At 58.5% G+C, this 16,089-nt stretch carries 13 protein-coding genes; all 13 read left to right on the top strand.

What is annotated here, in order from left to right; all coding sequences use genetic code 11:
• Nucleotides 1-8 precede the first annotated feature (8 nt).
• The 13 genes from L384_RS02745 to L384_RS02805 all read left to right on the top strand — a co-directional run bounded on the left by L384_RS02745 (nt 9) and on the right by L384_RS02805 (nt 16,089).
• On the top strand, nt 9-770 hold the full coding sequence (locus tag L384_RS02745) for a fimbrial biogenesis chaperone (RefSeq protein WP_022651454.1): 762 nt from the start codon (nt 9-11) through the stop codon (nt 768-770).
• Complete coding sequence (locus tag L384_RS02750) at nt 746-3,130, top strand: fimbria/pilus outer membrane usher protein (protein ID WP_023324888.1); 2,385 nt, start codon at nt 746-748, stop codon at nt 3,128-3,130. The genes L384_RS02745 and L384_RS02750 overlap by 25 nt, the downstream gene beginning before the upstream one ends.
• The gene (locus L384_RS02755; RefSeq protein WP_023324887.1) at nt 3,127-4,089 is read left to right on the top strand and encodes a Csu type fimbrial protein; all 963 of its coding nucleotides are present in this window, start codon (nt 3,127-3,129) and stop codon (nt 4,087-4,089) included. The genes L384_RS02750 and L384_RS02755 overlap by 4 nt, the downstream gene beginning before the upstream one ends.
• A gap of 85 nt (nt 4,090-4,174) precedes the next feature.
• Entirely contained in the window at nt 4,175-5,842 is a 1,668-nt protein-coding gene (gene tar, locus L384_RS02760) for a methyl-accepting chemotaxis protein II (RefSeq protein WP_023324886.1), read from the top strand.
• 44 nt (nt 5,843-5,886) lie between these two features.
• Complete coding sequence (gene tap, locus L384_RS02765) at nt 5,887-7,488, top strand: methyl-accepting chemotaxis protein IV (protein WP_023324885.1); 1,602 nt, start codon at nt 5,887-5,889, stop codon at nt 7,486-7,488.
• Between the two features lie 19 nt (nt 7,489-7,507).
• Nucleotides 7,508-8,374 carry a protein-glutamate O-methyltransferase CheR gene (gene cheR / locus L384_RS02770; RefSeq protein ID WP_003859714.1) on the top strand — a complete coding sequence of 289 codons (867 nt, stop codon included), beginning with the start codon at nt 7,508-7,510 and terminating at the stop codon, nt 8,372-8,374.
• Nucleotides 8,371-9,420 carry a protein-glutamate methylesterase/protein-glutamine glutaminase gene (locus L384_RS02775; RefSeq protein ID WP_023324884.1) on the top strand — a complete coding sequence of 350 codons (1,050 nt, stop codon included), beginning with the start codon at nt 8,371-8,373 and terminating at the stop codon, nt 9,418-9,420. The genes cheR and L384_RS02775 overlap by 4 nt, the downstream gene beginning before the upstream one ends.
• A 17-nt stretch (nt 9,421-9,437) precedes the next feature.
• Nucleotides 9,438-9,827 (top strand): chemotaxis response regulator CheY, encoded by a 390-nt coding sequence (cheY, locus tag L384_RS02780; RefSeq protein ID WP_000763862.1) that lies wholly within the window; start codon nt 9,438-9,440, stop codon nt 9,825-9,827.
• 10 nt (nt 9,828-9,837) lie between these two features.
• On the top strand, nt 9,838-10,482 hold the full coding sequence (gene cheZ / locus L384_RS02785) for a protein phosphatase CheZ (RefSeq protein ID WP_003859718.1): 645 nt from the start codon (nt 9,838-9,840) through the stop codon (nt 10,480-10,482).
• A gap of 150 nt (nt 10,483-10,632) precedes the next feature.
• Nucleotides 10,633-11,781, top strand: coding sequence for a flagellar biosynthesis protein FlhB (gene flhB, locus L384_RS02790; RefSeq protein ID WP_023324883.1), 1,149 nt, complete (start codon nt 10,633-10,635; stop codon nt 11,779-11,781).
• Nucleotides 11,774-13,852 (top strand): flagellar biosynthesis protein FlhA, encoded by a 2,079-nt coding sequence (gene flhA, locus L384_RS02795; RefSeq protein ID WP_003859723.1) that lies wholly within the window; start codon nt 11,774-11,776, stop codon nt 13,850-13,852. The genes flhB and flhA overlap by 8 nt, the downstream gene beginning before the upstream one ends.
• Entirely contained in the window at nt 13,852-14,244 is a 393-nt protein-coding gene (locus tag L384_RS02800) for a flagellar protein FlhE (RefSeq protein WP_023324882.1), read from the top strand. The genes flhA and L384_RS02800 overlap by 1 nt, the downstream gene beginning before the upstream one ends.
• A gap of 261 nt (nt 14,245-14,505) precedes the next feature.
• Complete coding sequence (locus L384_RS02805) at nt 14,506-16,089, top strand: MFS transporter (protein WP_023324881.1); 1,584 nt, start codon at nt 14,506-14,508, stop codon at nt 16,087-16,089.

Here is a 16,089-nt window from a genome sequence, read left to right as displayed (position 1 = left end):
GAACATCGATGAAGCCATTTTTCAGGCGATCAGGCCTGGTGGGTCTGTTGGGGGCAACGGCTCTGGCAGCGGGCCAGGCGCAGGCAGCGGCAACCATTCTTTTGTGGCCCATCGATCCGTGGCTTTCGGCAGAGGCCAGAGCAACTGAATTGTGGATCCAGAATCAGGGCAACAGCGCCACGACAATGCAGATACGCATTGTGCGCTGGAAACAGGAGGGCGGATATGAGCGTTACACCGCCCAGCAGGATGTGGTCGCCAGCCCGCCGATCGTGACTATCGCTAAAGGCAGTAAACAGCTTATTCGCCTGATCAAGCAGGGGACGATCCCGTCGGGGGTTGAGCAGGCCTACCGCATTATTGTGGATGAAATTCCCCAGCCGGATGCCAAAGCGGAACCGTCCATGGGCCTCAAACTGCAAATGCGCTATTCGATTCCTTTATTTGTTTATGGGCAGGGGATCCCCACCCTCAACGAAGGGGCACACCACGCGCTGGCGAACACCCAACAGCTGAGCTGGCGGGTCGTTCAGGAGGGGGGGAAACCCGCGCTTCAGGTCCGTAATCAGGGGGATGTTCACGTCCGGCTCAGCCAGGTTGCGGTTGAGCAGGGCGGGCAAAAACGCACGGTTGCCGAGGGGCTGCTGGGTTATGTGCTGCCAGGCAGCACCCGAAGCTGGCCGCTTCCGGCAGGGATTTATCAGCCGAACCGGATGAGCGCGCAAATTAATGCCAGGGATACGCAATGGCAATCGACGCCCGTCAACTGAAACCGGCGATGATGATCCTGCTTTGCGTCAGTACCAGCGCCTTTGCCGAAACCGGTGACGACAGTTTACCGCCGCCGCCGGATGCAAGGACGATGAACGGCGAAGCAGTATTCCAGCTCGCCCTGGTGCTGAACCACTATGACACGGGTCTGGTGGTGCCGGTGACGCAGCGCGAGGGCGCCTGGTTTATTTCGGGCGCGGATTTGCTCCGCGCCGGGCTGCCGCCCGCGCATGTGCCTGCCGGAGAGGTGAATCTCTCGACGCTTACGTCGGTACGCGCAGAGTACGACAGCACGGCCCAGCGTCTGTTGCTGACGGTCCCCCGGGACTGGGTCGCCGCGCGGATCACGCCGTTCAGCGAACAGAACACGCATAGCAAGCCGCACTATGGCCGCGGCGCGCTGCTCAATTACGACGTTTATACCAACCATTCCGAGCACACGGGCGGCCAGGCGTCGGTCTGGCACGAGTTCCGCTATTTCAATGAGGATTATTCGTTTTCATCGACGGGTTACGCCCGGCAGAATTTCACCGGTAACAGCGGGCAGCAGGAAGGGTACGTGCGCTACGACTCAACGTTTCTGATCACCAACGAGGAAGATGCCACCACCTGGACCGTCGGGGACGTCATCAGCGATGCGCTGAGCTGGAGCACCAGCGTGCGCATGGGCGGGATCAGCTACGGGCGCGACTTCTCCCTGCGTCCTGATCTGGTGACCTGGCCGCTGCCGGCGTTTTCCGGCGAGGCGGCTGTCCCGACCTCGGTCGATCTCTTTATTAATGGCTACCGTTCCGGCTCCACCCGCCTTCAGCCGGGGCCGTTTACCCTCACCAATCTGCCGTATATCAACGGTGCCGGGGATGCGGTGCTGGTTACCACTGATGCGCTGGGTCGTCAGGTGAGTACCACGCTGCCGTTTTATGTCAGCAGCGATCTGCTTAAGCAGGGGTTAAGCGACGGCGCCGTGACGCTGGGCAGCCTGCGGCGTAACTACGGTATTGAGAATTTTGACTATGGCCCGGCGGCGGGCAGCGGATCGTATCGCTACGGGGTGACCGACTGGCTGACGCTGGAGGGGCATGCGGAAGGGGCGGAGTCGCTGGCGCTCGGCGGAGCGGGCACGGTGCTGAAGCTCGGGCGTTTTGGCGTGGTAAATACCTCGTGGACCCAAAGCCGCATGCGCGGCGATAGCGGCGGCCAGATAAACTGGGGCTATCAGTACAACACCAGCGAGTTTAGCGTAGCGACCCAGCATACCCGGCGCGACCGTGGCTTCGGCAACCTCGCCCTGTACGATCAGCCCACCGTTTATGATGAAAATGATAACCCCGTTGCCAGCCTGAGCCGCAATACCGACCAGTATTCCTTAACCTTTAACCTCGGCGGTTACGGCAATATCGGCGCGGCGTGGATCGGGGTTGAAAGTTTTGACAGCAAAAAAACTGAGCTGCTCAACCTCTCCTGGAGCCGTAATTTGTGGGACTCAAGCAGTATTTATCTGGCTGCCAGCCGTGACCAGCAGCGGGGCGACTGGACGGTTGCGCTGTCGTTGCAGGTTCCCCTCGGCGAACGTGACAGCGCGGCCGTCACCTTTGAAAACACTCCTGACGCAGGCAGCACTCAACGCATTAACTACAACCACTCGATGCCTTCAGACGGCGGCTTTAGCTGGAACATGGCCTGGGCCAACCAGTCGCGGTCGAGTAACTATCAGCAGGCCACGCTCGGCTGGCGGAATAACAACGTGGAGCTACAGGGCGGCGGCTACGGTGAGAAGGGCATGATGACCTGGTGGGGCGAGGCGATGGGTTCTGTCGTGCTGATGGACGGTGAGCTATTTGCGGCGAACAAAATCAACGATGCGTTTGTGGTGATCAGCACCGACGGACATCCGGACGTACCCGTCAGCTACGAAAACCAGCCGGTTGGTAAAACCAATAACAAAGGTTATCTGTTGGTCAGCGGCGTTTCCGCCTATTACCCGGCAAGCTACCGCATTGATACCCTGAACTTACCTGCGGATACCCGGCTGAAAGAGACCGAGCGTCGGGTGGCGATTCGTCGGCATAACGGTTATCTGGTGGATTTCCCGATGGAGCAGGAGCGGGTTGCCAGCGTCATTCTGCACGATGCGCAGGGCAATGCGATCCCGGTGGGAAGCCAGGTCAGACGCGCATCCCGCAGCAGCGCGGTTGTCGGCTATGACGGCCTCGCCTGGCTGGAAAACCTCAACGATGTGAATCCGCTTGAGGTCATCACCCCGGAGGGTAAACGGTGTACGGCAACGCTGACCGTTGGCGCAAACCCTGAGCATAAGCTGCAAACCTACGGTCCGCTGACCTGTCGGGAGGCGCCGTGAGACGCCTGTTAATCGCGCTTCTGCTGCTGTGCTCCGGCGGCAGCTGGGCGGCCTGTACCGTCAGTACGGTGAATGCCTCGTTTGGCAGCGTCACCTCGTTCGCACTCAGCGGCACCGGAGAAGTGGAAACGACGGGCACGCTGGTGGTGACCTGCGATACCGTTCTCAACCTGTTAACCAACGACTCGGTGACGCTGAATTACACTTCGGCATCCGTCTTTGCGAATAGCCGGGCGACCATGAAGCGTACGGACAACGCGGCTATTACCGATGTCATTCCTACGCGCCTGTGCGGGGCGTCCGGCTGCGGCGGAAACAGTGAAGTACAAATCAGCAAAGCCTATACCTGGAGTGGAAACACGCTGCTCGGGCTGCTGGGTTCAAGGCGCTACAACATTCCCCTTTATTTCCGGACCGTAATGGGGCAGAACGTCACTGCCGGGCCGTACCAGGTGTTGTTAACGTTCAGCATCAACTACAACGTGTGCGCTGTTGGCGCGGTCGGTGCGTGCCTGACCCCGCAAACCGGCACGGCAACCACCTCCATTCTCGTCAACATGACCGTCACCAACGATTGCAGCACCATGACCACGCCGGACGTGAATTTTAACAGCGCGCCGCTGGTGCAAAATTTTCCCACCGTTTCACAGTCGGTTGCCGTCACCTGTACCAAAGGCAGCACCTACACCATAGGCATTAATAATGGGGCAAATGCCCTGAACAACGTGCGTCGTATGGTCAGCGGCAGCAACTTCATGAGTTACGACATCTACAAAGAGGCGACCAGCAACCGCTGGGGTAGCAGCGGCAGCGAGCGCTGGGCCAGCGCCAGCTCATCGCAGGTCAGTACGGACGGGCTTTTACGTACCTACAACTACACCGCCAAAGTTCTGACCAGCCAGGCCACGCCGCCTGCCGGAACCTACACCGACACGCTGATTGTCGACGTCGCATTCTGACTCCCGCGCTTTTCCCTTTCGCAAATGTAAAGTTCCTGTGGCCTGTGCCGATAACACCGTTAATAAATCTATGAGAAGGTGTTGTATGTTGAACCGTATCCGCGTTGTCACAATGCTTATGATGGTGCTGGTCATTTTCGCACTTCTTCAGCTTACTTCTGGCGGCCTCTTTTTCTCGTCGTTAAAACAGAACCAGGACAGCTTCGCGGCCTCGAACGATTTGCGAATGCAGCAAAGCGAACTGACCACGACCTGGGATCTGATGTTGCAGACGCGTATCAACCTGAGCCGCTCGTCTGCCCGCATGATGATGGACCCAAATAACCAGCAGAGCAGCGCAAAAACGGAACTGCTGAAGAATGCGCGCGCCACGCTGGCAGACGCGGCGAAACATTACGACGCCTTCAAAAAAATCGCCCCTCAGCCGGCAATGGCGCAGGCGAGCGCGAACATAGATGAAAAATATCAGGCCTACTTCGCCGGCCTCACGGAGCTGGTGCAGTTCCTGGAGAAGGGCAATATGGACGCCTATTTCGCGCAGCCGACCCAGGGAATGCAGAACGCCCTCGGCGCGGCGCTCGGCGAGTACGCCAAAGCCAGTGGCGAGCTTTATCACTCCGCCTTTACGCAAAGCCAGAACGACTACCGTTTCGCGAAATGGCAGATGGCGGTTCTCGCCCTCGCGCTGGTCATTGTGCTGGTGGCCGTGTGGTACGGCATTCGTCATATCCTTCTTAACCCGCTTGGCCGCGTCATTGCCCATATCCGTGATATAGGCCGGGGCGATCTCACGAAAACGCTGTCCGTTATTGGCCGCAATGAGATCTCCGAGCTGGCAACCAGCGTCGACCATATGCAGCGTTCGCTGATTGATACCGTCGCCAACGTGCGCGAGGGGGCGGATGCCATCTATACCGGCACGAGTGAAATCGCGATGGGCAACAACGATCTTTCGTCCCGTACCGAACAGCAGGCGTCCGCTCTGGAAGAGACGGCGGCCAGCATGGAGCAGCTCACCGCGACCGTGAAGCAGAATGCCGACAACGCCCGTCAGGCGTCGCAGCTTGCAGAAAGCGCGTCCGACACCGCCCAGCGCGGCGGTCGGGTGGTCGACGGCGTGGTGAAAACCATGCATGACATTGCCGACAGCTCGAAGAAAATCGCCGACATCATCAGCGTTATCGACGGCATCGCCTTCCAGACCAACATCCTGGCGCTGAACGCGGCCGTTGAAGCGGCGCGTGCGGGCGAGCAGGGCCGCGGGTTTGCCGTAGTCGCCGGCGAAGTGCGTAACCTCGCCAGCCGCAGCGCCAATGCGGCGAAAGAGATCAAAGCTCTGATTGAAGACTCTGTTTCACGCGTGGATACCGGCTCGGTGCTGGTGGAAAGTGCGGGTGAAACCATGAATGACATCGTGAATGCCGTGACGCGCGTGACGGACATCATGGGTGAAATCGCCTCTGCATCGGATGAGCAGAGTCGTGGTATTGACCAGGTCGCCCTGGCGGTATCGGAAATGGATCGTGTGACGCAGCAAAACGCCGCCCTGGTGCAGGAGTCCGCTGCCGCGGCCGCTGCGCTGGAGGACCAGGCGAGCCGCCTGAAAATGGCCGTCTCGGCGTTCCGTCTTACTTCAAAAACAACAAATACGGTCAGCTCGCGGTCGGTGTACGGCGAAGCAGCCCCGGCGCCCGTGACAGCACGTACGCGCGCAGCGGTGACCGGACAAGATGAAAACTGGGAAACATTTTGACTGACAATTAAACCGCGGCTGCTTGCCGCTTGATGGGAGCGTGGATGTTAAATCGTATTCGTATCTCGACCACACTGTTTTTGATTCTGATCCTGTGTGGGGTTTTGCAGGTTGGCAGTAACGGGTTGTCTTTCTGGGCGTTTCGCGATGGCTATCAGAATTTGCAGGAAGTTGAGACGAGTAATCAGCAGCGCTCCGCACTGGCACAAACGCGTGCCGTGCTGTTGCAGGCAAGCACTGCGCTGAACAAAGCAGGGACGTTAACCGCGCTGAGCTATCCGCCGGAGGATATTAAGGCGCTGATGGTTGTGGCCCGCAGCAGCCTGAAGCAGGCCGACGCGCAGTTTAAGGCTTTTACGGCGCAGGAGGCGGTCAGTGAGAAAGAGAAAGCGCTCAAAGTCGCCATGAAAAAGACCTTTGATGTGTGGTACGGCGATCTCGACCATCAGGCGACGTGGCTGGAGAACAACCAACTTTCTGACTTCCTGACCGCGCCGGTGCAGGCGTCTCAGGCGGCGTTTGACGACAGCTTTAACGCATGGCAGCAGGATATTAACCAGTTTGTGGCGCGTGCCGGTGCGGACAGCCGTACCAGTTACCGCATGTCAGGGGTGATATTCCTGACTATGGTAATCCTGGCGGCCCTGCTGACCGGCGGCTCGCTGTGGTGGTCGCGCAAAATGATCGTCCAGCCGCTGGCCATCGTCAGCAGTCACTTCGACAGTATTGCGAAGGGCGACCTGGCGCGTCCGGTGGCCGTGTATGGCAGGAATGAAATATCAGCGATTTTCGCCAGCCTGAAGGCGATGCAGAGTTCGCTGCGGGAAACGGTAAGCAACGTTCGCCAGGGCAGTTACGCCATGCATACCGGGATCTCCGAGATTGCGGCAGGCAATAACGACCTCTCTTCCCGCACTGAACAGCAGGCGGCATCGCTGGCGCAGACGGCGGCCAGCATGGAGCAGCTGACCGCGACGGTAAGCCAGAACGCCGATAACGCGCGTCAGGCGTCCGACTTGTCAAAACAGGCAGCGATGACGGCGAAACGTGGGGGCGATCAGGCTTCTCACGTTGCCAGCACGATGCAGGAGATTGCCGCCAGCTCGCAGAAAATTGGCGACATTATCAGCGTTATCGACGGTATCGCGTTCCAGACCAATATTCTGGCGCTGAACGCGGCGGTGGAAGCGGCGCGTGCCGGCGAGCAGGGGCGCGGGTTCGCGGTGGTTGCCGGTGAAGTCCGAAACCTCGCCAGCCGCAGCGCCAATGCGGCGAAAGAGATCAAAGGGCTGATAGAAGAGTCGGTCTCCCGGGTTCAGCAGGGCTCCGCGCTGGTGGATACCGCCGCGCAGACCATGCACGAGATAGTCACCTCCGTGATGCGGGTTAACGACATTATGGGCGAGATTGCCTCGGCGTCTGATGAACAACGCCGTGGTATTGAGCAGGTGGCGCAGGCCGTTACACAGATGGATCAGGTTACACAGCAGAACGCCTCACTGGTGGAAGAGGCGGCGGCTGCGACCGATCAGCTGGCAAACCAGGCGGATCACCTTACCGGGTTAGTCGCCGTATTTAATGTGAAAGAGCACGTTGAAGCAGTAACAGAAGTCGGACGGTCACAGGCCGTGCCCGTTGTATCCTGAATGTGATTGAGAAGGCGCTATGACATCACCCATGCCCTCAGGGCAAACGTCATTATTGTTGCAGATGACACAGCGCCTCGCGCTGTCCGACGCGCATTTTCGTCGGATATGTCAGTTAATCTACCAGCGTGCGGGGATCGTGCTTGCGGACCATAAGCGAGACATGGTCTACAACCGGCTGGTGCGGCGCTTGCGCACGCTGGGGCTGGACGATTTTGGCCGCTATCTGAGCATGCTCGAAGCGAACCAGAACAGCGCCGAATGGCAGGCATTTATCAACTCATTAACCACCAACCTGACCGCGTTTTTCCGCGAGGCGCATCACTTCCCGGTGCTGGCGGAACACGCCCGCCGCCGTGGCGGAGAGTATCGCGTCTGGAGCGCGGCGGCCTCTACCGGGGAAGAGCCGTACTCGCTGGCCATCACCCTGGCGGACACCCTGGGCATGGCGCCGGGTCGCTGGAAAGTGTACGCCAGCGACATCGACACGGAAGTGCTGGAAAAAGCCCGTAACGGCGTTTATCGCCAGGATGAGCTGAAAACGCTGTCTCCCCAGCAGCTACAGCGTTACTTCATGCGCGGTACCGGCCCGCATGAAGGACTGGTGCGCGTACGCCAGGAGCTGGCGAACTGCGTGGAATTTGCCCCCGTTAATTTACTGGATAAGCAGTACAACGTGCCGGGGCCATTCGACGCCATTTTTTGTCGTAACGTGATGATCTATTTTGATAAAACGACGCAGCAGGACATTTTGCGTCGCTTTGTTCCGTTGCTCAAGCCTGACGGTTTACTGTTTGCCGGGCACTCGGAAAACTTCAGCAACCTCGTGCGTGAGTTTAGCCTGCGTGGGCAAACGGTATATGCGCTGAGTAAGGAAAAAGCATGAGTAAAATCAGGGTATTGTCTGTCGATGATTCGGCGCTGATGCGTCAGATCATGACCGAAATCATCAATAGCCACAGCGATATGGAGATGGTGGCGACAGCGCCCGATCCGCTGGTCGCGCGGGATTTAATCAAAAAATATAACCCCGACGTGCTGACGCTGGATGTTGAAATGCCGCGCATGGATGGCATCGATTTCCTGGAAAAATTAATGCGCCTGCGCCCGATGCCGGTGGTGATGGTGTCATCTCTGACCGGTAAGGGTTCAGAAATCACCCTGCGCGCGCTGGAGCTGGGGGCGGTGGATTTTGTCACCAAGCCGCAGCTCGGCATTCGCGAGGGGATGCTGGCGTACAGCGAGATGATCGCCGAGAAGATCCGCACCGCGTCCCGGGCGAAGCTTGCCGCGCATAAACCGACGGCAGCCCCGGCAACCCTGAAGGCGGGGCCGTTACTCAGCTCGGAAAAGTTGCTGGTGATTGGCGCGTCAACCGGAGGAACAGAGGCAATTCGCCATGTACTCCAGCCATTGCCGCTCTCAAGCCCGGGTATTCTGATTACGCAACATATGCCGCCGGGCTTTACCCGCTCGTTCGCGGAGCGCCTGAATAAGCTGTGCCAGATCAGCGTGAAAGAGGCGGAAGACGGCGAGCGCGTGCTGCCGGGTCACGCCTATATCGCCCCGGGTGACAAGCACATGGAGCTGGCGCGCAGCGGGGCGAACTATCAAGTCAAAATTCATGACGGGCCGCCGGTTAACCGGCACCGTCCGTCGGTGGATGTGCTGTTTCATTCGGTGGCGAAACATGCGGGGCGCAACGCCGTTGGGGTGATCCTGACGGGGATGGGTAACGACGGCGCCGCCGGAATGCTTGCGATGCACCAGGCTGGCGCCTGGACGATTGCGCAGAATGAAGCAAGTTGTGTGGTGTTCGGCATGCCGCGCGAGGCCATCAATATGGGTGGCGTAAGCGAAGTGGTCGATCTTAGCCAGGTAAGCCAGCAGATGCTGGCGAAAATCAGTGCCGGACAGGCAATACGTATTTGACTCAGGAGTATTATTTTATGGCGGATAAAGAGCTTAAGTTTTTGGTTGTGGATGACTTTTCCACCATGCGTCGCATTGTGCGCAACCTGCTGAAAGAGCTGGGCTTCAACAATGTTGAAGAAGCAGAAGACGGGGTGGATGCGCTGAACAAGCTCCAGGCTGGCGGGTTTGGCTTTGTGATTTCCGACTGGAACATGCCGAACATGGACGGTCTCGAACTGCTGAAAACCATCCGCGCGGATGCAGGCATGGCCTCTCTGCCGGTGCTGATGGTGACCGCAGAAGCGAAGAAAGAGAACATTATTGCCGCTGCACAGGCGGGCGCAAGCGGCTACGTGGTGAAGCCATTCACCGCGGCGACTCTGGAAGAGAAGCTCGGGAAGATCTTCGAGAAACTCGGCATGTGAGGTGATGGATATGTTGCAACCTGCTATGAAACCCGTTGAAGAACATTCGCCGAGCGACATTATTGCCCGCATTGGTAGCCTGACCCGCATGCTGCGCGACAGCCTGCGTGAGCTGGGGCTGGACCAGGCGATCGCCGAAGCGGCGGAAGCCATCCCTGACGCGCGCGACCGTCTGGACTACGTCGTGCAGATGACCGCGCAGGCGGCCGAGCGTGCGCTGAACAGCGTTGAAGCCTCGCAGCCGCACCAGGATGCCATGGAGAAGGGTGCGAAAGCGCTGAGCAAACGCTGGGATGAGTGGTTTGAGAACCCTATTGAGCTGGCGGATGCCCGCGAACTGGTAACGGATACCCGTCAGTACCTGGGTGACGTGCCGGGCCACACCAGCTTCACTAACGCCCAGCTGCTGGACATCATGATGGCGCAGGATTTCCAGGACCTTACCGGCCAGGTGATCAAGCGCATGATGGATGTGATTCAGGAGATTGAACGTCAGCTGCTGATGGTGCTGCTGGAGAACATTCCGGAACCGGCTGCCCGTCCGAAACGCGAGAACGAAAGCCTGCTCAATGGTCCACAGCTTGACACCAGCAAAGCGGGCGTGGTGGCAAGCCAGGATCAGGTGGACGATCTGCTGGATAGCCTTGGTTTCTGATTGCCCGTTCTGCCTCAGGTCGTTAACGCGGCCTGAGGCAGCTCAGAACAAAAACAGCGAAAAGAGCCCGAATAAACGGGCTTTTCCCGCCATTGGATTTTCTCTGCGCTGGCATGATACCCGTGAATTAATGGGCTGCGAGCAGGCACAGTGGCAGAAGAGAACGACGACAAAACAGAAGCCCCCACACCCCACCGACTTGAAAAAGCCCGTGAGGATGGGCAGATCCCCCGATCCCGAGAGCTGACATCCCTGCTGATCCTGGTGGTGGGCGTCTGCATAATCTGGTGGGGCGGGGAGATGCTCGCCCGCAGACTGGCGGGAATGCTCTCTGCTGGCTTACGTTTTGATCACAGCATGGTCAATGACCCCAATCTGATCCTCATTCAAATCATCAACCTTGTGAAAAGCGCGATGATCGCCTTGCTGCCGCTGATCGCGGGCGTGGTCATCGTGGCCCTTGTTTCGCCGGTCATGCTCGGTGGCCTGGTGTTCAGCGGTAAATCGCTGCAACCGAAATTCTCCAAGCTCAACCCGCTACCCGGTATTGCGAAAATGTTCTCCGCGCAAACCGGGGCTGAGCTTCTTAAAGCGATCCTGAAATCGCTTCTTATGGGCAGTACAGCCGGGTTTTTTCTGTGGCACCGCTGGCCGGAGATGATGCGCCTGATCAGCGAGTCCCCGATGACGGCGATGAAAAATGCCCTGAACCTGGTCGGGTTATGCTCGCTGCTGGTGGTACTCAGCATTATTCCGATGGTGGCGTTCGACGTTATCTTCCAGATCTATTCCCATATCAAAAAGCTGCGAATGTCGCGTCAGGACATCCGCGATGAATATAAACAGATGGAAGGCGACCCCCACGTTAAGGGCCGTATCCGGCAGATGCAGCGTGCCGCCGCGCGTCGGCGCATGATGGAAGATGTGCCGAAAGCCGACGTCATCGTCACCAACCCGACCCACTACTCCGTGGCGCTTCAGTACGACGAAAACAAAATGAGCGCGCCGAAAGTGGTGGCGAAAGGGGCCGGACTGATTGCGCTGCGCATTCGTGAAATCGCGACGGAAAACCGCGTACCGATCCTGGAAGCACCGCCGCTGGCCCGTGCGCTGTATCGCCACGCGGAAATTGGACAACAGATCCCGGGCCAGCTCTACGCCGCTGTCGCAGAGGTGCTGGCCTGGGTGTGGCAACTGAAACGCTGGCGTTTAGCGGGCGGTCAACGACCTGTAAAACCTGAGAACCTTCCGGTGCCTGAAGCACTGGATTTTTTGAACGAGAAGGACACTGATGGCTAATCTGGTGGCAATGTTGCGCCTGCCCGGCAACCTGAAATCGACGCAATGGCAGATCCTTGCCGGACCGATTCTGATCCTGCTAATTCTGTCGATGATGGTGCTGCCGTTACCGGCATTTATTCTCGACCTGCTTTTCACCTTCAACATTGCGTTGTCCATCATGGTGTTGCTGGTGGCGATGTTCACCCAGCGCACGCTGGAGTTCGCCGCGTTTCCAACGATCCTGCTGTTCACCACGCTGCTGCGTCTGGCGCTGAACGTTGCCTCCACGCGTATCATCCTGATGGAAGGGCACACCGGCGCGGCGGCGGCGGGCAAGGTGGTCGAAGCCTTCGGTCACTTCCTGGTGGGCGGCAACTTCGCCATCGGTATCGTGGTGTTCGTCATTCTGGTGATTATCAACTTCATGGTTATCACTAAAGGTGCGGGGCGTATCGCAGAAGTAGGCGCGCGCTTCGTGCTCGACGGGATGCCGGGTAAGCAGATGGCCATCGACGCCGACCTGAATGCCGGGCTGATCGCGGAAGATGAAGCAAAAAAACGCCGTGCCGAAGTGACCCAGGAGGCAGATTTCTACGGCTCCATGGACGGTGCGAGTAAGTTTGTGCGCGGTGACGCCATCGCGGGCATTCTGATCATGGTGATTAACGTCGTCGGCGGCCTGCTTGTCGGCGTGCTGCAACACGGCATGGACATGGGCCACGCAGCGGAAAGCTATACGCTGCTGACCATTGGTGATGGTCTGGTGGCGCAGATCCCGGCGCTGGTGATCTCCACCGCGGCGGGTGTGATTGTGACCCGCGTCAGCACCGATCAGGATGTAGGCGAGCAGATGGTGGGGCAGTTGTTCAGCAACCCGCGCGTTATGCTGCTCTCCGCGGCGGTACTGGGCCTGCTCGGTATGGTGCCTGGCATGCCAAACCTGGTATTCCTGCTGTTTACTGCCGCGCTGCTGGGCCTTGCCTGGTGGATGCGTGGCCGTGAAACGCAGCCTAAGGCAGAGCCAGCGCCGGTCAAAATGCCTGAGAACACCCAGGCGGTGGAGGCCACCTGGAACGACGTTCAGCTCGAAGATTCGCTGGGGATGGAAGTGGGGTACCGCCTGATCCCGATGGTGGATTTCCAGCAGGATGGTGAACTGCTTGGCCGTATCCGCAGCATTCGTAAAAAATTCGCCCAGGATATGGGCTTCCTGCCGCCGGTGGTCCACATCCGGGACAACATGGATCTCCCGCCCGCGCGCTATCGCATCCTGATGAAAGGGGTAGAAATCGGCAGCGGTGATGCGTACCCCGGCCGCTGGCTGGCAATTAACCCGGGCACGGCCGCAGGCACGTTGCCGGGTGAGCAGACGACCGACCCGGCCTTTGGTCTGGCGGCAATCTGGATTGAGAGCGCTCTGAAAGAGCAGGCGCAGATCCAGGGTTACACGGTTGTTGAGGCCAGTACCGTGGTGGCGACGCACCTCAACCATCTGATTGGCCAGTTCTCTGCGGAACTGTTTGGTCGTCAGGAGGCGCAGCAGCTGCTCGACCGCGTAACGCAGGAGATGCCGAAGCTGACCGAAGATTTAGTGCCGGGCGTGCTGACCTTAACCACCCTGCATAAAGTGCTGCAAAACCTGCTCGACGAGAAGGTGCCCATTCGCGATATGCGTACCATCCTTGAGACGCTGGCCGAACATGCGCCGCTGCAAAGCGATCCGCACGAACTGACGGCGGTGGTACGCGTGGCGCTCGGACGCGCCATTACCCAGCAATGGTTCCCGGGAACCGGCGAAGTGCAGGTCATTGGCCTGGATACACCGCTGGAACGGCTGCTGCTTCAGGCGTTGCAGGGCGGTGGCGGGCTGGAGCCGGGTCTGGCGGACAGATTACTGGCGCAAACCCAGGAGGCGCTGGCGCGTCAGGAGATGCTGGGCGCGCCGCCGGTGCTGCTGGTGAATCATGCGCTGCGTCCGCTGCTGTCGCGCTTCCTGCGCCGGAGCCTGAACCAGCTGGTGGTGCTGTCGAATATGGAGCTGTCCGATAACCGCAATATTCGCATGACGGCGACCATAGGAGGGAAATAATGCGGAAGTGGCTGTGGATCTTACTTTTCCCGCTGGCGGCGCAGGCCGCAGGCGAGGGGGCATGGCAGGCCAACAGTATAGGCTTAACGCTCAACCATCGCGGGGAGTCGATCTCCTCCCGTCCGTTGTCCGCCTCTGAGCCCGTGTCCGGGCAGATGACGCTGGTGGCCTGGAATTACACCCTGACGGGACCCACACCAGCCGGGTTGCGGGTGCGGCTGTGCTCGCTGACCCGCTGCGCGGAAATCGAGGGACAAAGTGGCACCACCCAGGCCTTCAACGGGGTGTCTGCTCAGGAGCCTTTACGCTTTATCTGGGAAGTGCCAGGCGGTGGACGTCTGATCCCGGCGCTGAAAGTTCAGCGCAACGAGGTGCTCGTCAACTACCGCTAACTGCCTGCCTTTTCACCAGTCTTCAGGCATTTCTGAAGGCTGGCTCGCAAAATTGACCTTCCCTTTTGATACAAAAGAAACGCTGTTTTATAAATCAGTGACACGCGTATTGACACTCTTTGCATTTTTGCCATTCACCCCTTTGTGATGGCAGAAACAGAAAGGTATCAACAGGTCGATACTTTTACTGTAGCCGTGTAAAAACTCCCGGACGAGGTTTGCTTACAGGGAGTCTCCCAAAACTGATTAGGGTTGACGGCAATGAAAACACGTAAAATTGGACTCGCAAATTATCTTGCTTACGGGTCAGGGGACTTCCTCGGGGCGGGAACCACCGCCCTGACGGCCGCCTGGCTTTTGTATTTTTATACCACCTTCTGTGGACTCACACCGATTGAAGCAACCTTTATCTTCGCCGCCGCAAGGGTGCTGGATGCGGTTGTCAGCCCGTTAATGGGCTTTTTAACCGATAACTTTGGCACCACCTGGCTGGGCAAGCGTTTTGGCCGTCGTAAGTTCTTCATCATGCTCGGTATTCCCTGCGTTTTCAGCTACTCGCTGATGTGGGTAGGGGACATGAGTTTCTGGTACTACCTGCTGACCTATCTGATCTTTGATATCGTCTACACCATGATCCTGGTGCCATACGAAACGCTGGTGCCGGAGATGACGGACGATTTCAAACAGAAAACCAAATTCTCCGGGGCGCGTATCTCTATGGCGCAGATGTCCGCTATTCTGGCTTCCTTCCTCCCGGGGATCCTGCTCACGCATTTCGGCAAAGACAACGCGATCTCCTTCTTCTATGCAAGCCTGGTCTTCTCCGTACTCTGCGCGCTGATGCTTACGTTCGTCTGGTTCTTTACCTGGGAGCGCCCGCGGGAAGAGTGGTCTGAAGCGGCCCTGCGTGCTGAAGAAGAGAAGAAAAAGCTGACCCTGGGCCAGAGCCTGAATCGCCTTTTTGTTGAATTAAGTTCGACGCTGCGTATCAAGATTTTCCGCCAGCATCTGGGGATGTACCTTGGCGGCTACATCGCACAGGACGTCTTTAATGCCGTGTTTACCTATTACGTGGTATTTGTGCTGATGCAGGAGGCGTCAATGGCTTCCAACCTGCTGGGCACGATGGCCATCTTCCAGTTCCTCGCCGTGATCGGCATGATCCCGCTGTGCATTCGCTTCGGGCCTGCGCCGTCTTACCGCATGGTGGTCGTGCTGTTTGGTCTGGCTTCGCTCTCTTACGCGGTACTTTATTACGCGGGCCTGAGCGACGTTTACGCTCTGCTGCTGCTGATCTCTGCGGTTGCCGGTCTTGGTCGCGGGGGGATCAACTACGTACCGTGGAATACCTACACCTACATTGCGGACGTGGACGAAGTGATCACCGGCCAGCGTCGCGAAGGGATCTTCGCGGGCATCATGACGCTGACCCGTAAAGCGTCTCAGGCCGGTGCGGTAATGCTGGTGGGGATCGTGATGCAGATGTCTGGCTTTGTCAGCGGGCAAAAAGTGCAGCCTGCGGAAGTGAGCCACACTATCCTGATGATCCTGAGCGTCGGCACCATTCTGGTACTGTTCTGCGGCTTCCTGGTCTCCCTGCGCTTCAAACTCAATTTGCAGACCCACAGCACCCTGCGTGAAGAGACCGCGAAAATGCGCGAGTCCGGCCATGCGATGCCAGAGGCGGTGACCCCGCAGGCCCGCGCCACCGTGGAGATGCTGGCCGGTATGCCGTATGAATCCCTGTGGGGCAACAACAATATCGGTTATCTGAATCGCAATAAGCCGGCGGCCCCTTCGCTGAAGGATCGCGCGGTACTGAATTCGACATACAACAGAGGTTAA

Origin of the sequence: Enterobacter sp. MGH 38, from assembly GCF_000492855.1 — a bacterium.
Lineage (GTDB): Bacteria > Pseudomonadota > Gammaproteobacteria > Enterobacterales > Enterobacteriaceae > Enterobacter > Enterobacter hormaechei_C.
The sequence above is the reverse complement of the archived record's forward strand: the minus strand, read 5'-3'. Positions and strand labels throughout refer to the sequence as shown.